The sequence below is a fragment of the Xylanibacter ruminicola 23 genome, assembly GCF_000025925.1.
In the GTDB taxonomy this organism is placed as follows: Bacteria; Bacteroidota; Bacteroidia; order Bacteroidales; family Bacteroidaceae; genus Prevotella; species Prevotella ruminicola.
Genome location: NC_014033.1, coordinates 3,187,330 through 3,209,895, shown reverse-complemented (window position 1 = coordinate 3,209,895; position 22,566 = coordinate 3,187,330). Strand labels below are relative to the sequence as shown.

22 protein-coding genes are annotated in these 22,566 nt (G+C 49.6%); 7 read left to right on the top strand and 15 right to left on the bottom strand.

Annotated elements, in window-relative coordinates; all coding sequences use genetic code 11:
- The first annotated feature begins 3 nt into the window (after window positions 1-3).
- Entirely contained in the window at window positions 4-2,127 is a 2,124-nt protein-coding gene (locus PRU_RS13590) for a S46 family peptidase (protein ID WP_013064883.1), read from the top strand.
- Window positions 2,128-2,162: 35 nt separating this feature from the next.
- Here PRU_RS13590 and PRU_RS13585 read toward each other — a convergent pair whose 3' ends face one another.
- The 6 genes from PRU_RS13585 to PRU_RS13565 form a co-directional block, all read right to left on the bottom strand.
- A complete protein-coding gene (locus PRU_RS13585) occupies window positions 2,163-2,654 on the bottom strand; it encodes a DUF5675 family protein (RefSeq protein WP_041386301.1) in 492 nt (163 codons plus the stop codon).
- A gap of 65 nt (window positions 2,655-2,719) precedes the next feature.
- Window positions 2,720-4,978, bottom strand: a complete 2,259-nt coding sequence (locus PRU_RS13580) for a DUF3987 domain-containing protein (RefSeq protein WP_224082992.1) — start codon at window positions 4,976-4,978, stop codon at window positions 2,720-2,722.
- Complete coding sequence (locus PRU_RS13575; protein ID WP_074683883.1) at window positions 4,963-5,400, bottom strand: hypothetical protein; 438 nt, start codon at window positions 5,398-5,400, stop codon at window positions 4,963-4,965. Before PRU_RS13575 ends, PRU_RS13580 begins: the two co-directional genes overlap by 16 nt.
- A 134-nt stretch (window positions 5,401-5,534) precedes the next feature.
- Window positions 5,535-5,675, bottom strand: a complete 141-nt coding sequence (locus PRU_RS16180; protein WP_177168167.1) for a hypothetical protein — start codon at window positions 5,673-5,675, stop codon at window positions 5,535-5,537.
- A 241-nt stretch (window positions 5,676-5,916) separates the two neighbouring features.
- On the bottom strand, window positions 5,917-6,483 hold the full coding sequence (locus tag PRU_RS13570) for a hypothetical protein (RefSeq protein WP_013063854.1): 567 nt from the start codon (window positions 6,481-6,483) through the stop codon (window positions 5,917-5,919).
- Window positions 6,480-7,460 (bottom strand): hypothetical protein, encoded by a 981-nt coding sequence (locus PRU_RS13565; protein WP_013064466.1) that lies wholly within the window; start codon window positions 7,458-7,460, stop codon window positions 6,480-6,482. The genes PRU_RS13570 and PRU_RS13565 overlap by 4 nt, the downstream gene beginning before the upstream one ends.
- Window positions 7,461-7,913: 453 nt before the next feature.
- Here PRU_RS13565 and PRU_RS13560 point away from each other — a divergent pair, with 453 nt between their 5' ends.
- Both PRU_RS13560 and PRU_RS16175 read left to right on the top strand, forming a co-directional pair.
- Window positions 7,914-8,453, top strand: coding sequence for an HU family DNA-binding protein (locus PRU_RS13560; protein WP_013065447.1), 540 nt, complete (start codon window positions 7,914-7,916; stop codon window positions 8,451-8,453).
- Window positions 8,454-8,554: 101 nt separating this feature from the next.
- A complete protein-coding gene (locus PRU_RS16175) occupies window positions 8,555-8,659 on the top strand; it encodes a smalltalk protein (protein WP_013063288.1) in 105 nt (34 codons plus the stop codon).
- Window positions 8,660-8,712: 53 nt separating this feature from the next.
- Here the strand turns inward: PRU_RS16175 and PRU_RS13555 are convergent, their stop codons facing one another.
- A complete protein-coding gene (locus PRU_RS13555) occupies window positions 8,713-9,246 on the bottom strand; it encodes an LOG family protein (protein ID WP_013064753.1) in 534 nt (177 codons plus the stop codon).
- A gap of 68 nt (window positions 9,247-9,314) precedes the next feature.
- Here PRU_RS13555 and PRU_RS13550 point away from each other — a divergent pair, with 68 nt between their 5' ends.
- On the top strand, window positions 9,315-10,109 hold the full coding sequence (locus PRU_RS13550) for a flavodoxin (protein ID WP_143040106.1): 795 nt from the start codon (window positions 9,315-9,317) through the stop codon (window positions 10,107-10,109).
- 9 nt (window positions 10,110-10,118) lie between these two features.
- A complete protein-coding gene (locus tag PRU_RS13545) occupies window positions 10,119-11,921 on the top strand; it encodes a DEAD/DEAH box helicase (protein ID WP_013063880.1) in 1,803 nt (600 codons plus the stop codon).
- Window positions 11,922-11,962: 41 nt separating this feature from the next.
- Here the strand turns inward: PRU_RS13545 and PRU_RS13540 are convergent, their stop codons facing one another.
- The 6 genes from PRU_RS13540 to pnp all read right to left on the bottom strand — a co-directional run bounded on the left by PRU_RS13540 (window position 11,963) and on the right by pnp (window position 18,487).
- The gene (locus PRU_RS13540) at window positions 11,963-12,922 is read right to left on the bottom strand and encodes a carbohydrate kinase family protein (RefSeq protein WP_013064330.1); all 960 of its coding nucleotides are present in this window, start codon (window positions 12,920-12,922) and stop codon (window positions 11,963-11,965) included.
- Between the two features lie 61 nt (window positions 12,923-12,983).
- Entirely contained in the window at window positions 12,984-13,982 is a 999-nt protein-coding gene (gene tsf, locus PRU_RS13535) for a translation elongation factor Ts (protein ID WP_013064482.1), read from the bottom strand.
- Between the two features lie 39 nt (window positions 13,983-14,021).
- Window positions 14,022-14,831 carry a 30S ribosomal protein S2 gene (gene rpsB / locus PRU_RS13530; protein ID WP_013065523.1) on the bottom strand — a complete coding sequence of 270 codons (810 nt, stop codon included), beginning with the start codon at window positions 14,829-14,831 and terminating at the stop codon, window positions 14,022-14,024.
- Window positions 14,832-14,951: 120 nt separating this feature from the next.
- Window positions 14,952-15,338 (bottom strand): 30S ribosomal protein S9, encoded by a 387-nt coding sequence (gene rpsI, locus PRU_RS13525; RefSeq protein WP_013063558.1) that lies wholly within the window; start codon window positions 15,336-15,338, stop codon window positions 14,952-14,954.
- A 9-nt stretch (window positions 15,339-15,347) separates the two neighbouring features.
- Window positions 15,348-15,809: a 50S ribosomal protein L13 gene (rplM, locus tag PRU_RS13520; RefSeq protein ID WP_013063360.1), complete on the bottom strand. Its 462-nt coding sequence runs from the start codon at window positions 15,807-15,809 to the stop codon at window positions 15,348-15,350.
- A gap of 299 nt (window positions 15,810-16,108) precedes the next feature.
- Entirely contained in the window at window positions 16,109-18,487 is a 2,379-nt protein-coding gene (pnp, locus tag PRU_RS13515; RefSeq protein ID WP_013064198.1) for a polyribonucleotide nucleotidyltransferase, read from the bottom strand.
- 165 nt (window positions 18,488-18,652) lie between these two features.
- Here pnp and PRU_RS13510 point away from each other — a divergent pair, with 165 nt between their 5' ends.
- A complete protein-coding gene (locus PRU_RS13510; protein WP_013065265.1) occupies window positions 18,653-19,807 on the top strand; it encodes a TlpA disulfide reductase family protein in 1,155 nt (384 codons plus the stop codon).
- 39 nt (window positions 19,808-19,846) lie between these two features.
- Here PRU_RS13510 and PRU_RS13505 read toward each other — a convergent pair whose 3' ends face one another.
- Both PRU_RS13505 and PRU_RS13500 read right to left on the bottom strand, forming a co-directional pair.
- Window positions 19,847-20,134, bottom strand: a complete 288-nt coding sequence (locus tag PRU_RS13505; RefSeq protein ID WP_013064403.1) for a DUF4491 family protein — start codon at window positions 20,132-20,134, stop codon at window positions 19,847-19,849.
- A 10-nt stretch (window positions 20,135-20,144) separates the two neighbouring features.
- Window positions 20,145-20,993, bottom strand: a complete 849-nt coding sequence (locus tag PRU_RS13500; protein ID WP_013065179.1) for an alpha/beta hydrolase — start codon at window positions 20,991-20,993, stop codon at window positions 20,145-20,147.
- Window positions 20,994-21,108: 115 nt separating this feature from the next.
- Here PRU_RS13500 and PRU_RS13495 point away from each other — a divergent pair, with 115 nt between their 5' ends.
- Entirely contained in the window at window positions 21,109-22,560 is a 1,452-nt protein-coding gene (locus tag PRU_RS13495; protein WP_013063551.1) for a sialate O-acetylesterase, read from the top strand.
- Window positions 22,561-22,566: the final 6 nt, after the last annotated feature.

Sequence of the window (22,566 nt, the reverse complement as noted above, 5' to 3'; positions counted from 1 at the left end):
TATATGAAAAAGTTACTTTTTACTTTACTTGCTGCATGCAGCCTTACAAGCGCTAAGGCCGACGAAGGCATGTGGACACTTTACAACCTGCCCAATGCCGTGTATGAAACCATGAAGCAGGAGAACTATGAGTTGCCTTACAACGCGCTGTACTACGGCGAAGATGCCGTTAAAAACTGCGTGGTTAACTTTGGTGGATTCTGCTCGGGTGTAGTCGTTTCGCCCGATGGTCTGGTGTTTACCAATCACCACTGCGGTTTCGAGGCCATCCGCTCGCACTCTACCGTTGAGCACGATTACATGCTGAACGGCTTTGTGGCAAACTCTTACGAAGAGGAGCTGCCCAACGAGCGCCTGTTTGTTAGCTTTATGATTGAGCAGAAGGATGTCACAGCCTATCTCGACTCATTAGGACTTAACAACCTGCCACAGAGCAAGCGCGCCCAGTTTGTTGATTCTGTTGAAAACGCTATGAGCAAGGCCATCCGCCAGCAGGATTCAACCCTGCGTGTAGAGCTGAAGCCTTTCTACGAGGGCAACCGCTACTTCCTTACTACCTATCGCGACTATGAGGATGTGCGCCTGGTGTTCGCCCTGCCCAAATCGATGGGTAAGTTTGGTGGCGAGACCGATAACTGGATGTGGCCCCGTCAGACGTGCGACTTCTCGGTTTTCCGCATCTATGTTGATCCAAAAACCGGCGGTCCCGCCAAGTACTCAAAGGATAACGTGCCTTACCACCCAAAGAAGTGGGCACCCGTATCGCTGCAGGGCTACGTGCCAGGTTCGTTCTCTATGACCATCGGCTATCCCGGCTCTACCAACCGCTATCTGTCGAGCTATGGTATCCGCGAGCGTCGCGATGCCGAAAATGAGCCACGCTATAAAACCCGCGAGGTTAAGCAGAACATTATGATTCGCCACATGCGCGCCGACGAGGCTGTACGTATCAAGTACGATTCTAAATACGCCCAGAGCTCAAACTACTGGAAGAACTCTATCGGTATGAACAAGTGTATCGACTCTATCGGATTGATTAAGCAGAAGGCCGAGTTCGAACAGAAGATACGCTGCTGGCAGGATTCTACGGGATTCCTGAAGGGCAAACTCGACTTCGACCTTCTGGAGCGCCTGTACGCTAAGCAGTTCAAGGCCATTAAGGCACTCACCTACTTTAGCGAGACCTTTGGCGGCCGTAGCGCCGACGAGCTTACACGCCGTGCTTATCGTGCCCAGAACGGCTCTACCGTTAAGGGCGATGAGAATAAGCCCAAGAGCCAGTACATAGAGTTCGAAGACAACAGCAACGAGTGGGACGAGGCTACCGACAAGGAGATTCAGGCTGCAGCCATGGCATTCTATCGCACTCAGGTTGAGGAGAAATACCTGCCCGACTTCTATCAGGTAGTTGATCGCGACTTTGGCGGCAACTATCAGAAGTATATCGACTATCTGTTCAAGAAGTCGCAATTGATGAAGCACGGCAAGAAAATCTATATCAACAAGAAGAGCTTCCGTAAGGATCCTGGTGTGGCCTTTGGCGAGAGCCTTAACAACACCATAAGCGACATTATAGCCGAGGCTACCGAGGTTTACGATTCTATCGCCGTGCAGGAGCGCTACCTGTGTGCTGCCAAGCTGCGCATGGAGGAGGATATGCCTAACTACTCAGACGCCAACTTCACCATGCGCCTCTCGTACGGTCAGGTAGGCGAGTACCTGCTGGCCGGTCAGCCCTCGGGCTACTACACCACAGCCGAGAGCATTGTTGAGAAGATGAACCGTGGCGAGCAGGGCGTTATCGACTACGAGGCCGAGCCTATCATGAAGGAGCTGCTCTCTAAGAAGGACTTTGGTAAATATACCGATAAAACCACAGGTAAGATGCACCTGTGCTTCCTGTCGAACAACGACATCACCGGTGGTAACTCAGGTTCGCCTATGTTCAACGGCAAGGGCGAGCTCATCGGACTGGCCTTTGACGGCAACTGGGACAGCCTTTCTTCGGATATCTTCTTCGACAAGCAGCTGGCCCGCTGCATCGGCGTAGATATCCGCTACGTGCTGTACATGATGGAAAGCTGGGGCAAAGCCGACCGCTTGATTAAAGAGATTGGTGCCAAGTAAACATTAGCACTTACGACGATAAAAGCCAGTGTGGACTACCTGATGGTAATCCACACTGCTTCTTTTCGGGCCTTGGCTTCGATGATTTTCTGCTTTAGCTCGTACACCCACTTACGACTCTCAAACAACCTGCCCACGCGCTGGTTGCGCCCCAGCAGTATGCAACCCTGCGTATCGGCAACGGTGTTGCCAAAGTGTATGCGTATGCCCTGCCACAGGCGGTTAAAGTCCTGACCACCCAACAGCAGCGGTAACCACTTGTTGAACTTTGGGGAGTAGGTAATAACTACTGCGTAGCGGCCTTCGGGGATGGCCACGGGCTTGATAGATTTAAGTTTTACGGGCGAACGCAGCACCGAAGCCAGCGATACGGTAGTTTTAGTCTGGATGACAGGCGGTTCGAGGGTATCGCAAAAATACACCTCGCGCTCACCAGCCAGATACTCATCGTCGGTACGTTCTACAATGGCCAGCCTACCTATCGTGTACTGCTGGCGCTTAGCTATGCGTGTTAATATAATCTCCATAAAATGTTTAATCTTTAATGTTTAATCTTTAATGTTTAATGTACTAAATGTCACATAATCACACGTCACACAGTAGTGTTTAGTTTCTTCCAGTGCGTGCGGTCGGTTTTCTCAATCCACTGGTCGCGATACCAGCGCGAAATGATTTTTCGCAGCCCGGCCTCGCCGCAGAATCCTCGCTTCAGCGCACGCAAATCGTCCATGGTAAACGTAGGTGCCAGCTGATCGAAGATAGAGTGGTTAGAGCCATAACGCACACACTCGTCGCGGGCATCCAGGAACTGACTTTCGAGTGCCTCGCCAAAGGCCTTTATCTGCTGCTGCAGGCAGTATTCGGCCATCATCAGCGCAAAATCGGTACAGGCCTTACTCTCCTTGTTGCAACCGCTCAGCAGGTGGAACACCACGCCACAGCGGAAGCCGATAACGGCAGCACGCTTACGATAGGTATCCTTTACGTGGTCGATATCCTTGGCTGCCTCTATGCGTTTCTGCTCTACCCAGCCCTCGATGGCTTTGCGCAGGCGGGGTGTGTCAACCAATCCTGAGTAGCCACGCAAACGGCTCACGGCCTCTTGTATCCTGGCCACATCCTCGTCCGATCGCTTGCGGAACTTAGGCATCTTGGCAAAGCTGGCATCAGGCATTTCGGCCACCAACACACGGCTCGAGAGTCCGTTCTCTATGTTATCGGCCTTAAAGCACTTGCGCAGGGCGCCGTTTGTTCCCAGCATAGTCCAGTTATATGCCACGTTTACCACACCACTCTCGGCTGCATCGCTATTGTAATCCTGTCCCCATTCGCCATAGTCGAAACCCAAGCGATAAATATCGTATTTGCTCGACCACGAACCGGCTCCGTTGGTTTTACGCAGCGTGTCGAGTTCCTCACCAAAGCTGTACAGGGTGTGGTTCTGAGCGTTCTTGAAACGCTTAAGCAACGTTGAGCAGCTAACGGTTACGGGCACTACGCGAATCAATACATGCGGATCTTCGGGTGCCTTCTCGCTGGCTTTGCGCCCCTTTTTGCGCTCCTTCCACTCCTCTTCGCGCTTGCGGGCCAGGGCATCTTCCTCGTCAAGCTGTCGTTTCCAGATGTCAACAGCATTCTTTACTACCGATTTGTTGCTGGCCTGCTCGCCACGGATTATCGACATCAGACCTAAGCGCTGGGTGTTGCCATCGCAATATTCCACCGTTACCTGGTCGGCATAGGCCGCCGCAATGGGCAGCACGCCGCACAGCACAGGCATATGCATGGATACGGGCACACCAACCAACGACTCTTTCAGTCCGATGGGCAGTTTGTTCCATTGAACATTGAACATTGAAGATTGACCATTTTCCGCACCATCTAACTCCTCCTCATCAGAATGGTTAATGGTTAATGATAAATTGTCAATGATAGAAGACAGCGTCTTCGAAACGCCTTTGGGTTCTTCCTTGCAAGCCGAATCGACTACCGATTTAAGTTCGGCATCGGTCAGTCCGAATCGGGGCATCACCTGCATCAGCACCTCTTTCTTATTATCGCAGATGGCGCGCAGATTTACTGCCAACTTGTGTAGTTTTACGTTACGTTCGCCCTCGGCAGGCTCGCCCCCGTTGCGGTGCCACCACTCGGCTATGATAGAGCTGTAGGGTATGCCTTTAAATTCTTTTTGGCACGGATTAACACAGCTCTCTTTTAGAGAGACGCTGCTTTTTTCAACAGCACAGTCAGCCGTGTTTTCTTTAGAAGCCGTGTCATCCGTGCCTATATTAAACAGCCGCTCGCTTACGTAGCGGGTATGGTCATCGGGCACCATGTAGATACAACGCGACACATCCTTTACGGCAGCATCGGGTACAAATCCCGTAGCCTCTTGCATCAGTTCCTGCGCCTGTTCGGCAGTCATCCCATCGGGCAACTCTACCAGCACATGCGTACCATGGCGCACCGATTCTTCAACCAGCAGCACCACCATTCCGTGCAAGTCAGGCTCAGCGCAGCCATTTTTCAATTTTCCATTTTCAATTTTCAATTTCGACAGAATGTCGTCGGTGTGTCCCTTCTCATCAAAGTCCAGCATCAGTCGGTTAAGCGGCTTGATGGCATCGGCTATCGATCGGTGATTGTTGGCAAACTCCGCGCAATGGGGTGTCCACACAGGCAATCGGTGCTTCAGTTCATCGTCGCCCTTGGCTATGCGCTCGCACATCTGTGCCAACCAGGGCTCTCGGCGTAGCTGTTCCCACTCCTCTCGGCTGGCGGGGGTGCAAGGAGCGCCGTGCCCCTTGCCAATACATGTAAATTTAATGGTGCTGATTAATGCTGATTCCATAAACATTCCTCCTTTCGTGTTTTAAAGTACGACAATACCTGATCTGCTTCCTCCTCATAGAGCGCCTTGGTTAGCGCCAGTCCATAGCGGCGAGGAAACTTAAACTCTACTATCAGCTGTTCGCGCTCAGGGTGGCGCTGCTTGCGCTGGGGCACTATCTTTACAGTGCCGTGAGCAGTCTCAAACAGTGTTTGATACAACGGGCCGCGACTGCCGGTGCGCTTGGCCTTTACTCGAGTCTGACCATCGGCCATCACCTCAAGGTTAGCCAGGTAGTGAACGGGGCGCCCATCGGTCAGATCCACATCCTGCTCCCAAGGGCAGGGCTGGATATTAATGTCGCCATTCACCATAAAGTTAACGTTGCCGTCCATCTGGACGTTCTGCTGCAACAAGTGCTTTGTAAGAAATTCTTTTCGCATGTTTTGAACGATTTAGCGAGTGAAGAAGCCTTGCGAAACGCTGGCCAGCTTTAACTCATGAGATTTCTTCAGCTCACTTCGCTCAAATTAGTAATAATGTTAATTGTTGGTTTTCGACTATCCTTTCCGTTGGTTTAGAACTTGTGGTTCACGAAGCGATAATCCTTCTTCGATGAGTAAGGCATCTGGCACCTGTTTATCAACGACATCTGTCGACGTGAATTCTCAGCCATAATACCTCGTGCGATTACGATGTGATTACGTGTACGACTCATAATTATTTTTTTATTTAACGTCGCCTCCTTAAAGCGACCTTTAGTGAATACTTTTGTTTTTTGACGATGCAAAGGTAAGACGATTTTAGCTAATAAAAAAGATTATCCACTCGTAAACTATTGATTTACAAGTAATTACAAGTTTATACAAGTCGTACACAAGTTTTTGTACAAGTATAGATACAAAAAAAGGAACCGACAAGCGCCGATTCCTTAGTTTAAATACTTTTTAGGGCAGTAATTATTTTACCTGCATATTCCAGTTAGATTCCGATTTGGTATAGATTTTATAGTCGTGCAACACCTGCCACAAGTCGCGATGCATGGATAGTTCCGATATTTTTTTATCGCATACCAACTGGTTTACCATGTTGGTAATCTGCGTGGGCTTCATGCCTTTGATGCTCACCAGAAACTCTCTTGCTGCTTCTGTCTGTCCAAAAAATATGGGCGCCAGTTTCTCAACCACTTCTTGTTGCTGCTTTGTGTCTAATTGTGCATCTGTATGCTGCTCAAGCCATGCCATCGAAAGCATGCCGATGGTTTGAATCTTTAGTTTTGGGAGCGACAACTCTGCTATCTCCCAAACCTCGCTAACCGCCTTCTCCACCTGATGGCCGTGGATTTCCCAGAACTCATAAGTCTCACCTATACCAATACGCCTGATGGCTGCGTCGCGATGTACGTTTGCATCGGCAGCAGTTGAGGATTGTAGCTGCTGTTGTTGAGTGAGCCACGCCTCATCGTGTATAAGTGTAGATAGCCATTCCGAAGCCGACTTATAGTCGCTACGATTACTACTCATCATAAGGCTTCGTCCTCCTCTCGCCACCAACCATTAGCACAACTCTCGGCATGAGCCATCAAATAGGCAAACTCCAACGAATCGTCGGCAACCCAACCTTCAGCCAAATACTCAGCACGAACCTCACGAACCTTTTTAGCAAAGAGCTTCAGCGCCTCAGGCCCAAAAGGATTGTTACCTACCATTCGCCCGTACACATCGTTGTCCATATAATTGTAGAGCGCCTTTGCGGCCTTCAGTACATCATTGTCAAACTGGTTGGGCACCACGCCATATATTTCGTCGTGAAGAAGTATCAAATCTGGTCTCAACCTCTTCTTACGCCCCTGCTTCCAATGCTCATCTATACGTATCAACTCGTCAAGAACAATCTTAACATAAGCACGCGAGGGCATTTCTGTTCTTTCAGGTTCGCGTATAAGTTTGCCATACTCTACCGAAAAAAGTTCGGCCAGCGCATCTTGCGCAGGTTGGTAGCGACCACATGCATACACACCAGTAGCATACTTCTTCATAATATATGCCGTGTGCATTGCTATGTTTTCATATTCGGTTGTTGTAAGCCACTCTACTAACTGCTTGTTCGACGCCCAGAAATTGTTCTCAACACCGAAAGCGTCATCCAGGTTGAACGTATAGTGCAAACTCAGGTCGTGGCACAAGCCGGCCACCTCCAGTATCAGTCGCAAGCGCGCCATTTCGTCATCCTCTAGTGTTTGCTGTTCCTTCAGCAGCAACAGCGGATTAGGGTCTTTTTCATATATCTTCCTGCCTTCTTCGGCCGTCCAGAACCTATCCGACAACCATATTGCTGCTGTAGTATATCCGCATGGCGTTGCCAGTAATCGCTCAACTTGCGCAAGCCTATAAGCCCTGCGCTCATCACCCTTCAAACGGCTGGCCTTATCCAAACCTGCCCCTTTAAAGAAATTTTTCTCAACCCACGCCAGTTCCACACTGGCTGTTTCTATCTGTGCCATAGTTGCTCATTCTAATTTTTTAAGACTGCAAATTTAAACATTCTATCTTATTCTGCAATCATTCTGACCGAAATTTATGGCTTTTTAATGATTCATTCTGTACTCTGTGACTTTTGACTTTGTGACATTAAGGTGGTACGATAATGGTGCCGATGGGTACTTAAAAATAATATAATAATTTATTATATTATTTTTAAACTATACGGATGGGTTGTGGCTGCGATTTGCGAGAGGGGCTTATTGTCACAGAATCACAGTCACAAAGTATGCGGGGCTGTTGCGATTTGTAAACGGTGCGTTTGCGAGGGGCAAATATTATGTTTGCGAGGCGTAAACGTAGCGTTAACAAATTTTTGCAGTGCAAGGGCCTGTGGATTTGGTTTCGCACCAAAAATGTTGTACCTTTGCATCGTCAAAACAACATTAGTATTAACCATTTAAATTTTAACCATTATGAGTGTATTTTATCGTAAGTATCAGAACAAGAACAAGCAGAGTGCCGTTTACGGACGTTGGTTTGCACGCGCCGTTACCATCGGCAAAACCATCGATCTGGACGAGCTGGCCAAGCACATGTCGAGCCACAACACGCCCTACTCTAAGGGAGCCATCAAGGGTATGCTGACCGACATGGTAGAATGTATCCGCGAGTTGGTGCTGGAGGGCAAGGCCGTTAAGCTGCCTAACCTGGCTATCTTCTCGGCAGGTATCGAGACTGCCAAGGGCGGTGCCCTGAAGAGCGAGGATTTCTCGACCACCAAGCACATCGACAGCGTGTACCTGCGCGCCCGTGCCACTGGCGAGTTTACCCGACAGGAGCTTACCAAGGCTGGTAACGTAACCGAGTTGCCTAAGAACTTCACCGACTACAAAGATGAAGATGATGAGCCCACCAATCCAAGCGGCAATCAGCCCTCGAACGGTGGAGGTTCGGGTAGCGGCAATCAGGGTGGCAACACCGGCGGCGGCAGTAAAGAACCCATCGGCGATTAGCGGCTGGGGCTTAGGCCCCCCGCTTAACATGAAACATTAAAGATTAAACATTAAACATTAAAGATTAAACATTAAACATTAAACATTAAACATTAACCATTATGAGTAAGAAAGAAACCATGAAGTTCATCCTACAGATGATTGCCAGCATCGCCACTGCGATTGTAACGGCCCTGGGCGCCACCAGTTGTGTGGGCAGCCTGTAAACCTTAAGAAGCCCTCAAGAGTCCCAAAAACTCTTGGGGGCTTTTTGAGTTGCTTAGCAACTGCAAAGAGTTTTGATGTCGTCTAAGCTGTTGGCCACTTTGATGTACTGGTGCCAATCGCCGCGAATCATGCCGCGGGCCTGCAGATCGTCCATCAGGGCTATCAACTGATCCCAGAAGCCTTTCATGTTATAAAGGATAACAGGCTTGTGGTGATAGCCGATGGTGGCCGATGCGGCAACAGTAAACACCTCATCGAGCGTGCCGATGCCGCCAGGCAGGGCGATAAACACGTCGCTCTGGTCCATCATCAGCTGCTTGCGGTCGGTCAGGTTATCGCAAGGTATCTCTATCTCTACGTAATCGCTGGTGCGTCCCGTTTCTTCTACCTTGGTAGGCACCACACCGATGGTACGGCCGCCAGCCGTTTTGGCAGCCTTGGCCACACACTCCATCAGGCCCTGGTTAACACCGCCATACACGATGCTATGACCACTCTCAGCCGCCCACTTGCCAAGCTCGGCCGTAAGCGTAAAAAACTCGGCATCAATCTGCTCGTTGGCAGAACAAAACACACATATTTTCATAATGCTTGCAAAATTACAAATTATTTTGTATCTTTGCAAACGATTATAGACAATTATACAAAATTATTATGCGAAAACTATTTTTATCATTGGCAATGATTACAGGCATTGCAACGAGTTATGCACAGCAGAAGCTGGTGCTTTACTACTCAGAGAATGGTACAACCAAGACCGTAGCCGAGGAAATCCAGAAACAACTGGGTGCTGACATCGAAGCCGTAGAGGCTGTTGAGCCTTATACAGGCGATTTTCAGGCTACCGTACAGCGTGGCAACAAAGAGCGCCAAAACGGTGAGTGGCCCGCCATCAAGCCCCTCAAGAGCGACTTGAGCAAGTACGATGTCATCTTTTTAGGATACCCCATCTGGTATGGCACCTATGCCAACCCGATTGTAACACTGCTGAACGGGCAGGATTTTCCAGGTAAGACGATTGTGCCCTTCTGCACCTTTGGCAGCGGCGGACTGAACACATCATCGGCCGACCTGAAGAAGGCACTGCCCAAGGCCAAGATTGCCCAGGGCTATGGCGTACGTACAGCCCGCGTGGCTAAAGCAGCCAAAGAGCTGAACCGTTTCCTGACAGAGAACGGCTACAAGAAGGGCGCAGTAAAAGCCCTGCCAGCCTATACAGCACAGAAGCCCGTAACCGATGCCGAGAAGGCGCTGTTTGACGCCGCCTGCTCGAGCTATCAGTTCCCTCTCGGCACACCTCAGACAGTAGGTAAGCGCGAAACGCCCGATGGCACCGACTATGAGTTTAAGGTAAAAAGTCGCGGCATGAACGGCAAAGAGGCCACCGCTACCATCTACGTAACCGTAGAAAAGGGCGGCAAGCCAGAATTTACAGAAGTAGTAAGATAAATTTATTTAATGAAGACATTTGAAGAATTAGGCGTTTGCGAGCAGATTCGCAAAGCCATCGAAGAGTTAGGGTTTGTACATCCGATGCCTGTACAAGAGGCGGTAATACCATACCTGCTGGGCAACGAAAATGATGTGATAGCCCTGGCCCAGACTGGTACCGGAAAAACAGCAGCGTTCGGCATTCCATTGCTTGAGCGCATCGACACAACGCAGCGCTACACACAGGCACTGGTGCTCTCGCCAACACGTGAGCTGTGCCTGCAGATAGCCGACGACCTGCGCGACTTTGCCAAATATATGGATGGCGTGCATGTAGAGGCCGTGTATGGTGGCGCTGCCATCGAGCCGCAGATGCGTGCTCTGAAAAAGGGTGTGGAGATTATCGTGGCCACACCAGGCCGACTGGTTGACCTGATGCATCGCGGCATTGCCCGCCTGGAGCAGGTAACTAACATTGTGCTCGACGAGGCTGATGAGATGCTGAATATGGGCTTCTCAGACAGTATCAACGAGATATTCGAGTCGCTCTCGGCCGATCATCACACGCTGATGTTCTCGGCCACTATGAGCAAAGAGGTGGAGCGTGTAGCTAAGAAGTATCTGCACGACTACAAAGAGATAGTTGTAGGCAGCCGCAACGAGGGCGCCGAGAGCGTTAACCACATCTATTATATGGTGAACGCCAAGGATAAATACCTGGCGCTGAAACGAATCGTAGACTTCTATCCACGCATCTTTGCTATTATCTTCTGTCGCACCAAGGTAGAGACACAAGAGGTGGCCGACAAGCTGATTAAAGACGGCTACAATGCCGAATCGCTGCATGGCGACCTGAACCAACAGCAGCGCGACCAGACGATGCAGAAGTTCCGCAACCACCTGACACAGCTGCTGGTAGCTACCGATGTGGCTGCACGCGGACTGGACGTTGACGACTTGACGCACGTGATTAACTTCGGACTGCCTGATGACATCGAGAGCTACACCCATCGCTCAGGTCGTACAGGCCGTGCGGGCAAGAAAGGTACATCTATCTCGATTGTACACAGTCGCGAAAAGTTCAAGATCCGTAACATCGAGAAGATTATCGGCAAAGAGTTTGTAAAGGCCGAGATTCCATCGGCCGAAGAGATCTGCAAAAAGCAGCTCTATAAGGTGATGGACCAGATTGTTAAGACCGACGTTGACGATGAGGAGATTGCCCCATTCATGCAGGATATCAACCGCTACTTTGAGTATATCGACAAGGACGAGCTGATTAAGAAGATTGTATCGCTTGAGTTTGGCAAGTTCCTGGCCTACTATGCCGACGCACCAGAGATTGAGCCTGTGGTGCCTGAAAAGAAGGACCGACGCCAGCAGAGCGACAAGCAGAAGTTGCAGAACAAGCCGCAGAAGGGTTACCGCCGACTGTTTATCAACCTTGGTAAGCGCAACGGTTTCTACCCAGGCGAGCTGATGCAGACGCTGAACCGATTTGTGGGCGGACGCCAGGAGGTGGGCCATATCGACCTGCTGGATAGCATTTCGTACTTTGAGGTGCCCGAAAAGGATGCCAAGAAGGTAATGCTGCAGCTGACAGGTATCCGCTACAAGGGTCAGACGGTGCGTTGCAACGACGCCGACGACGCCAGCAAGGGCGGCGAGCGACAGGGCAAGGGCGGCGAGCGTTCAGCCAAGCCCAAGCGCCAGAAGAAAGATAACTGGCGCGAGCTGATGGGCAAGGCACCACGCGAACTGAAAGGCAAGGAGCCCGACTTTAGCGAAGAGGGCTGGGCCATGCGCAAACCACGAAAGAAAAAGAAGTAAAGAGAAAGAAAAAGCCTCGCAGTATTTGCGAGGCTTTAATTTTATTCCATAGCAGCAAGAGCGGCTTGGTATTCGGCTTTCTTGGCATCGCCAAAGGCGGTATCAACGCTGTTATTAATGCTACCGCACACATTGGCAGCAAACTGCTGGGCCTCGGCTATCACCTTATCCCAGATGGCCGCATCAACGCCCTCGTGCAGCATATCACGTGTAACGCCATACTTCAGCAGTCCGTACACAAAGCCGGCATTAAAGTTATCGCCTGCGCCAATGGTACTAACCGTTTGTATGGCTGCTACAGGATACTGCCTGGCCAAACCACCCTGCGCACGGAACTCGATAGGCTGGGCACCCTGCGTATAGATAAAGTTCTTGCAGTAGAAATCTATCTGCGAACGGTACACGCTATCGGCCCCCGTCTTGTTATACATATTCTCAAAATCCTCCGAGCTGCCTTTGATGATATCGGCCAACTCAAAGTTCTCAAGGATATTAGCCGTAACCTTCACCAGATCCTTGAGATGCGACGCACGATAGTTTACATCGTAGTAAAGAATGGCGCCCTGCTCGTGTGCATACTGCAGGAATGCCAGCATCTGTGGACGGATAACAGGGTTGATGGCATAGAACGAGCCAAACATCACCACATCGTTAGGCTGGATATCGGGCGTGATAAACTCCAGGCGGTCGTGGGGATGATCCTTATAAAAGATATACTCGGCATCGTTGTTCTCGTTCAGAAATGCCAGAGATACGGGCGATTTGGCCTCGGGATACACGCTGATGTTCGAGGCATCAACATGATTATCCTCCAGGAAACTGATGATGCGACGCCCCACACGGTCGTTGCCCGTTTCGCTGATAAAAGCCGCATCTACGCCGCTACGACCAAGCGATATCAGTCCGTTGAACATCGAACCGCCAGGCACAGCACCAATAGGCTGATCGTCGCGGAAGATGATGTCCAGTATAGTTTCTCCTATTCCTATTACTTTTCTCATAGTCTCATAAAAAATCGGCACTGCTTTCGCAATGCCGATCCTGTCTATATTGCTAAATGAATTAGTCAGCAACGAGTGTGAAGCGCTGGAAGGCAACGATCTTCAGATCCTTGTCCTGCTTAGCGAGCCACTGAGCAACAGTAGCCTTGTCGCCGTCGCCGAACTGGAACTCCTGGTCAACCAGGCAGTTCTCCTTCTTGAACTTCTCAACACGACCCTTAGCGATACCCTCAATCATTGGCATCTTCAGGTTAGCCTCGCCCTCAACCTTTGCATCAGCAATGATCTTGCGAGCCTCGTCGGCCTGCTCCTGTGTAAGCCAGCCCTTAGACATGTTGCTCTCGATGTGATCCTCAGAATCAACCAGGTTGGGGTTCAAACCAGCCTTCTTGAGCTTCATATCAACGAACTTCTGAACCTGCTCGAGCTTTGACTTCTCAACAGCAGTCTTGTACTCCTCGTCGAGAATCTTTGGATCGATGCTCTGAGCGTCGAGAGCTACTGGCTTCATAGCAGCAACCTGCATAGCTACCAGGTGACCCTGCTCGGCAGCGGGCTTGTTGGTCTGAACCATGGTGCAGAGAGTGTTCTTTGCCATGTGGTTGTAGATCTCAATGTTCTCACCCTCGAGAGTCAGGTAGCCATCCAGCTCCATCTTCTCACCGGTGATACCAGAGCGCTGAGTAACTGCGTCCTGAACCTTCTGACCGTCGGCCAGAGTAAGCTCCTTAACAGCCTCAATATCCTTAGCCTTAGCAGCAATAGCAGCGTCGAGGATGCTCTGAGTAAGAGCAATGAAATCGGCACCGTTAGCAACGAAGTCGGTCTCACACTTCAGGGCGATCATAGCAGCGAAGCCATCAACGCTCTTAACGAGTACACAACCATTAGATGTCTCACGGTCGCTACGCTTAGCAGCAATAGCGAGGCCACGCTCACGCAGGAGCTCCTTAGCCTTGTCGAAGTCGCCCTCAGCCTCGGTCAGAGCCTTCTTTACGTCAGCCAGACCAGCGCCAGTCATTGCGCGAAGCTTCTTGATATCATCAATTGAAATAGCCATTTTAATCTTTAATCTTTAAATGTTTAATCTTTAATTGTATTACTCAGCAGCAGCCTCAGCCTTTGGCTCAGCATCCTTGCGAGCCTTGCGTGGAGCACGCTTAGCCTTAGGCTCCTCGCCCTCAGCCTGAGCATCAGCAGCCTTCTCGTCGGCCTTCTCTACCTTACGCTCCTCGATACCCTCGGCGATAGCGGTGCAGCAGGCATTCAGGATAGCCTCTACAGAGTCCTTAGCATCGTCGTTAGCAGGGATAACGAAGTCGATATTATTAGGATCAGAGTTAGTATCAACGATACCGAATACGGGGATACCCAGACGGTTAGCCTCGCGAACGGCAATGTTCTCCTTCATTACATCAACTACGAAGAGTGCGCTTGGCAGACGAGTCAGATCGGCGATAGAACCCAGGTTCTTCTCGAGCTTAGCACGCTGACGTGTGATCTGCAGCAGCTCACGCTTTGAGAGGTTTGAGTAGGTTCCATCCTGCATCAGACGGTCGATGTTCGCCATTTTCTTAACGGCCTTACGGATTGTGGGGAAGTTTGTGAGCATACCACCTGGCCAACGCTCGATAACGTATGGCATGTTGATGCTTGCAGCCTTCTCAGCAACCACTTCCTTTGTCTGTTTTTTAGTAGCGACGAACAGGATTTTCTTGCCACTCTTGGCAATCTGCTTCAGGGCCTCAGCAGCCTCGTCAACCTTGGCTACTGTCTTATGCAGGTCGATGATGTGAATACCGTTACGCTCTGTGTAGATATAAGGAGCCATAGCGGGGTTCCACTTACGCTTCAGGTGACCGAAATGACAGCCAGCCTGCAGCAACTGATCAAAATTTGTTCTTGACATTTTCTTAATTCTTTTAAATTGTTTACTTTCTTTTTAATTCTTCTTAGAATCAGCCCGACGGTAGTCCAAAGGAATCCAGCGGGTTTAGATACTAAACTTGCGCTAAGTTCTTCAGCGGGATTAACGCTTACTGAACTGGAAGCGACGACGTGCCTTTGGACGACCTGGCTTCTTACGCTCAACCTCACGGCTATCACGTGTCATGAAACCTGCATCCTTCAGCTTCTTCTTATCCTCTTCGTTGATCTTCACCAGAGCGCGGGCAATTGCGAGACGCAGAGCCTGACTCTGACCTGTGAAACCACCTCCGTCGAGGTTTGCCTTGATGTCATACTTCTCAGCTACTTCGAGCAGTGCGAGTGGCTGCTTAACCACATACTGCAGGATAGCTGATGGGAAATATACCTCTAAATCTTTCTTGTTGATCGTAATCTTACCAGTACCCTCTGTTACGTATACACGGGCTACAGAGCTCTTACGACGACCTATTGCGTTAATTACTTCCATCTTTCCTTATTATTTATACTGGTTAATATCAATAGTCTTTGGCTGCTGAGCGGCATGTGGATGCTCGGTACCCTCATAGATGAAGAGGTTGTTCAGCAGGCTGCGGCCCAGAGGACCCTTTGGCAGCATACCCTTAACGGCATGACGCAGCATCTTGTCAACACCACCGTTCTTCTTGCGAAGCTCAGCAGGAGTATTGAAGCGCTGACCACCAGGATAACCTGTGTAGCGGGTATAAACCTTATCGGTCTCTTTCTTACCAGTGAAAACTACCTTATCGGCGTTGATAAGGATTACATTGTCACCACAGTCAACGTGTGGAGTGAAAGTTGGCTTGTACTTTCCGCGGATCAGCTTAGCTACCTTTGAAGCGAGACGACCAACAACCTGGTCTGTGGCATCGATTACCACCCACTCCTTCTTTGCTGTTTCCTTGTTTACAGAAAGTGTCTTGTAACTCAAAGTGTTCATTTTAAATTTACTACTAAAAAACAGTTTAACTTATAATTAAATATGTACGCGCATAAACTCACTCCCAGGGTCTAACTCCCGGTTGTCAGTCTAACGTCGCAAGAAACGCTGATTCACGAACCGCCATGCCCGGCCAAAGACACCGCTATTCACACAACATTTCACGGGGATTCTAAGTCTCTCCCCTAAATCGGTGTGCAAAGGTACTAACTATTTTTATTATATAAGGTACGCGCAAAAGAAAAAAGCGTCAAATTTAGACAAATTTAACGCTTTTCTTTATTTTTAAGATTTCTTTCTTAGAAATCCATGTTATCTAACGAGTCGCTGAAGTCCTTTGGCTTTTCCTCTTTTGGAGCCTCAGTCTGCTGCTGCTCAGGACGTGGGCGGCGCATTCCCGATTCTGACGAATCGCCTACCCGTTGCCTTTCACCATGACGCTCACCGTTGCGACGATCGCCACGGTCGGGACGACGGTCACGACGCTCGCCATTACGCTCTGGGCGCTCACGACGCTCACCACGGGCAGGACGCTCAACATAATCGGCAGGCTTCTCAATCAGTACACGATGAGAGAGCTTGTACTTACCTGTCTTAGGATCAATCTCCAGGAGCTTAACCTGAATGTGGTCGCCCTCCTTGATACCAGCCTCTTCAACGGTCTCAAGGCGCTTCCAGTCGATCTCGCTGATGTGCAACAGACCGTCCTTACCAGGCATAATCTCAACGAAGCATCCGTAAGGCATGATAGAACGAACCACACCGTCGTAAACCTCGCCTACCTCAGGAATAGCTACGATAGCCTTAATCTTACCGATAGCGGCATCGATGCTCTCCTTGTTAGGAGCTGATACCTGGACCTTACCTACACCGTCAACCTCGTCGATAGTGATAGTAGCACCAGTATCCTCCTGCATCTGCTGGATAATCTTACCACCAGGGCCGATTACAGCACCGATGAACTCCTTAGGAATCTCCATCTGAACGATGCGAGGAACCTGAGGCTTCATCTCAGCACGTGGCTCAGCGATAGTATCGGTCAGGCACTTCAGGATATGCTCACGACCGGCCTTAGCCTGCATCAGAGCCTTCTCGAGAATGTCGAAGCTCAAACCATCACACTTGATATCCATCTGAGTAGCGGTCAGACCATCCTTTGTACCAGTGGTCTTGAAGTCCATATCACCCAGGTGGTCCTCGTCGCCGAGGATATCGCTCAATACAGCGTACTTATCTTCTCCAGGATTCTTAATCAGACCCATGGCGATACCCGAAACAGGCTTCTTCATAGGAACACCAGCATCCATCAGGGCGAGTGTACCAGCACATACGGTAGCCATTGATGAAGAACCGTTAGACTCAAGGATCTGGCTTACCAGACGAACTGTGTAAGGGAAGTCCTCAGGAATCTGGCCCTTCAGTCCACGCCATGCCAGGTGACCGTGACCAATCTCACGACGACCTACGCCACGCTGGGCCTTGGCCTCACCAGTACAGAATGGAGGGAAGTTATAGTGCAGCAAGAAGCGCTGATAACCATGCTCAAGCACGTCGTCAACCATCTTCTCATCGAGCTTAGTACCCAGAGTACAGGTAGAAAGCGACTGTGTCTCACCACGAGTAAAGATTGAACTTCCGTGAGGCATTGGCAGAGGCGAAACCTCGCACCAGATAGGACGGATCTCGTCGGTCTTACGACCATCGAGACGGATACCCTCGTCGAGGATACAACGGCGCATAGCGTCGCGCTCAACGTCGTGATAGTAACGCTCCATCATAGCGTACTTCTCCTCGAGCTCATCCTCAGTCAGATCGGCATGCTCAGCAGCATACTTCTCCTTGAAGTCTGTCAGGATCTTCTCGAAGGCATCAGCACGGTCCTGCTTGGGCAGAGCCTGCTTGGTAACATCGTAAGCGGGCTGATACAGCTCCTTGCTCATACGCTCACGCAGCTCCTCATCGTTCACCTCGTGGTCGTACTCACGCTTAACATCCTTACCAAGTTCCTTTGAGAGTTCAGCCTGAAGCTCACACATTGGCTTGATAGCAGCCATAGCAGCCTTCAGAGCGCCGATCATATCCTGTTCTGACACCTCTTTCATCTCTCCCTCTACCATCATAATGTTCTCGGCCGATGCACCAACCATGATGTCCATATCGGCATTCTTCATCTGCTCGAAGGTAGGATCGATAACATACTCACCGTTGACACGGGCTACGCGAACCTCACTGATGGGGCACTCGAATGGGATATCCGAGCAAGCCAGAGCAGCCGAAGCAGCAAAACCTGCAAGGGCGTCGGGCTGATCAATACCATCGGCTGAGAGCAGCATTACATTCACAAATACCTCAGCGTGATAGTTCGAAGGGAAGAGTGGACGAAGAACACGGTCCACCAGTCGTGATGTCAGGATTTCGTTGTCGCTGGCTTTGCCTTCGCGCTTGGTAAATCCACCGGGGAAACGTCCGGCTGCGCTGTACTGTTCACGATAATCTACCTGCAAAGGCATAAAATCTGTTCCGGGAACTGCATCTTTTGCGGCACAAACAGTGGCGAGCAATACGGTGTTGTTCATACGCAGAACAACAGAGCCGTCGGTCTGTTTTGCCACTTTCCCGGTTTCAATGGTGATGGTACGTCCATCAGCCAATTGAAGGGTCTTTGTAATTACGTTCATCTTAATAAAACATCTAAAATATAAAAAACAGCCGCAAAGATACACATAATTATATTAATAAACGAGAAAACTCAATATTTTTTTTAATTTTTCACTATTCCTCTTCACTATTCACTAAAAAAATTATATCTTTGCACCCGCAAAACGAAATTCTAATTAGAAAAAATGAAACATATTTGTAAAGCAGCAGCCGTAGTTCTGGCTGCATTATCGATTGCCTCGTGCAACAACAATAAGTTTACCGTCGAGGGCCAGATTGCCGGTGCTAAGGACTCTGTGCTCTACTTCGAAAACGTAGGTTTGGAGGGCATTAACGTGCTCGACTCTGTAAAGCTTAACGACAATGGCGACTTCTCGTTCAGTCAGGATGCCACTACAGCCCCTGAATTCTATCGTTTGCGCATTGCCGACCAGATTATCAACGTAAGCATCGATTCTACCGAGACTGTTCAGGTTAAGGGTCAGTATCCTGGTATGGCATCAAACTACACCATCAGCGGTTCCGAGAACTGTGAGAAGATTCGCGAGTTGGCACTCAAGCAGATCGACCTGCAGGCCAAGGCCATTGCGCTGCAGAGCAACACCGAGTTAGGCATTGCCAAGGCCAACGACAGCATCCAGAGCATGATTAACGCTTACAAGGAAGAGGTTAAGCGCAACTATATCTACAAAGAGCCTTACAAGGCATATGCCTACTTCGCTCTGTTCCAGGCTATCGGCAACTACCTGATTTTCAATCCTCGTGCCAACAAGGAAGATATCAAGGCTTTTGCAGCCGTTGCTACCAGCTGGGACACTTATTACCCACACGCTGAGCGCGGACAGAACCTGCACAACATTGCCATCGAAGGCATGAAGAACCAGCGTATCGTAGAGGCTCAGAATGCCGACATTCAGATCGAGGCCAGCAAGGTTCAGGAGGCTGGTGTACTGGATATCGCTCTGCTCGATAACAAAGGTAACATGCGTCATCTGACTGATTTGAAGGGTCAGGTTGTACTGCTCGACTTCCATGTATTCGCTCTCAAGGATTCTCCAGCACGTATCATTCAGCTGCGCGAATTGTATAATAAATATCACGCTCAGGGATTGGAGATTTACCAGGTAAGTCTCGACAGCGACGAGCACTTCTGGAAACAGCAGACAGCAGCACTGCCTTGGATCAGCGTTCGCGACGAGGATGGCGCAGGTTCACAGCGTCTGACACTCTACAACATTCAGGCTGTTCCCGACTTCTTTGTTATCGACCGCGGCAACAATCTGGTTAAGCGAGCTGCTCAGATAGCAGACCTTGAAGCAGAAATCAAAAAGCTTTTGTAAACAAATAATCCCTTCCGATTCTGGAAGGGATTTTTCTTTTTAGTACTTGCGCTTAGGATTCTTGGGGAACCAACCTTTCTCTACACGTTTCTTTTGAGCAAACAGCTCACCGATGCCCCACAAGGCGGAGGCGCCAAACACACCTACGATAGACGAAAGGATAGCATTCTCGATAAACAGGGCGCCCGCGATGCAAGCCAACCCCACAATGAGATATACAATCCAGGGACGTGTGCCCCAATAATACTCGGTTTTAATAACAATCGGATGCCACACGCCAATAGCCAGGAAAGTACTGGCAGCTATAATAATACCTGTAAAATACATACGCTACAATTTAGAAACTTTTTAACCAGGCTTTCAACTCAAAAACCATCTCGTAGTGATAGGCAAAGGTTTCGCGATAACCCCAACCATGACCACCTGTAGGATAAATATGAATTGATGCTGGTACATCGTGCTTATACAGCTGCTGGTAGTAGTTAAAGCCATTAGCCGCAGGCACAGCCTTATCATCGTCGCTCAGCGCCAAGAAAGCACGCGGTGTGGTACGATTCACCTGCAAGTCGTTACTAAACTCAAACTCCAACTTCTTATACTCCTTCAGCGCCTTCTTGTCCTCAGGTGCCTTTCCCAAGAAGTTATCGTGCGAGCCCTTATGTGTAAAGCCCGGATCCATCGTTACAACCGGATAGAAGAGTATCTGGAAATTCGGCGCAGCATTGTCCTTGGCATGGGTGGCGATGGTAGAAGCCAGATGACCACCTGCCGAGAAACCCATGATGCCTACATCGTTAGGGTTGATATGCCACTCGGTAGCATGACTACGGACCGTTTTGATAGCCTCCTCAGCATCAGAGACAGGCACCATACGGTTACCATGAGGCATACGATATTTCAGTACAATCAGCGCGATGCCCTGCGTATTAAAGAAAGGCGCCCACTGATGCCCCTCGTGGTCCATAGCCAGATGACTATAACCGCCACCAGGACAGCACACTACAGCACGACCGGTGGCCTTGTTGGCATCGGGCAGATAAACAGTTAGTTCTGCCTGATCATTACCATCCGAGCTCACTACTTCTGGTCCATTTGGCCAGAGTGGCATGGTGGTAGGTTTCTGTGCAAAAATAGTTGTCGAAAGAGTCAGCAATGCTGCTGATAATAGGATTCTAACACACTTCATTGTTTTAATAATTTTAATTTTGGCGCAAAGGTACTAAAAAAAAGCTACGGATTACGTGGTTTTTACGGATTTTTATTATCTTTGCAAGCAGAAACTTGAAACTTTACGATAAATTATGAAGAAAATCTTAGCTATTACAGCTCTTACAGTACTTGCATTTGGCTCTCAGGCCAAAGTAAAATTGCCACACCTAATTGGTGACAATATGGTTTTACAACAGCAAACCGATGCCCGCCTTTGGGGATGGGCAAAGCCAGGAAAAACGGTAAAGGTAACCACCTCGTGGAGCAGCGAAGCGGTCACTGCCAAAGCCGACAAAAACGGCGAATGGCTGGTAAAGGTAAAGACACCCAAGGCCAGCTATACCCCGCTTTCCATTACGTTCGACGATGGCGACAAGCTCACCATCAGCAATGTGCTAAGTGGCGAAGTATGGGTTTGTGCCGGACAATCGAACATGGAGATGCCTGTAAAAGGTTTCTGGATGTGCCCAGTCAAAGATTACAATCAGGTGGTGATTGATGCCAAGAACCACAAAGGCGTACGAAGCATCAAGATACCTAGCGTAATGGCAGCCACCCCCCAGAACGACGCCCAGTGCGAGTGGCGCGAATGTACACCTAAGACCGTTGGCGACTTCTCTGCCACGGGTTATTTCTTTGCACGCACCATGCATCAGGCACTCGACATCCCCATCGCACTCATCGAGGCTAACAAAGGTGGCTCACGTGTAGAAAGCTGGCTCACCAAAGAGAATCTGGAGAAATACACCAACGATCCTACCGACTCTGTTGAAATCTGCAAGAAATGGGCACAGTACGACTACCACCGCTCACTGCTATGGGGTAACGGTACGTTCAACCCTATCCTGAACTATACCGTCAAGGGAATTCTGTTCTATCAGGGATGTTCGAACGTAGGCGATCCTGGCGACCAATATTCTCAGCGTTTGAAGCTGTTGGTAGATCAGTGGCGCAGTCAGTTCGGTTTGGGCGAAATTCCGTTCTATTTCGTACAGATAGCCCCCTATCGTTACGACGATGACAACAATGCTACCAGCGGCGCCCTGCTGCGCGAACAGCAGTTCAAAGCACAACAAATAATTCCCAACAGCTCGCTGATATGCATCAACGATCTGGTTTACCCCTACGAATACAGCCAGATTCACCCTGCACAAAAACAACAGGTAGGTGAGCGACTGGCTTACACGGCACTGGCTCGCGACTATGGCTTTGAGGGCATCCTCTACCAGAGTTCAACCTTTAAGGACATGAACATCAAGGGCGATGCCATCTACATCCACTTAGACAACAACTACCACACCGACGCCCCATTCGAAGACATCCAAGGCTTTGAGATTGCAGGCGACGACAAGGTATTCTATCCCGCTCAGGCCCAGCACTTCTGGCAGCCCGGCGGCGGTTATTGGGACGAGGCCATCAAGCTGTCGTCGCCTCAGGTTAAAAAGCCCGTGGCTGTACGATACTGCTTTAAAAATTTCCAGATAGGCAACGTAAAAAACGGCGCCAATCTGCCATTATTCCCATTCAGAACAGATAACTGGTAAACGCTT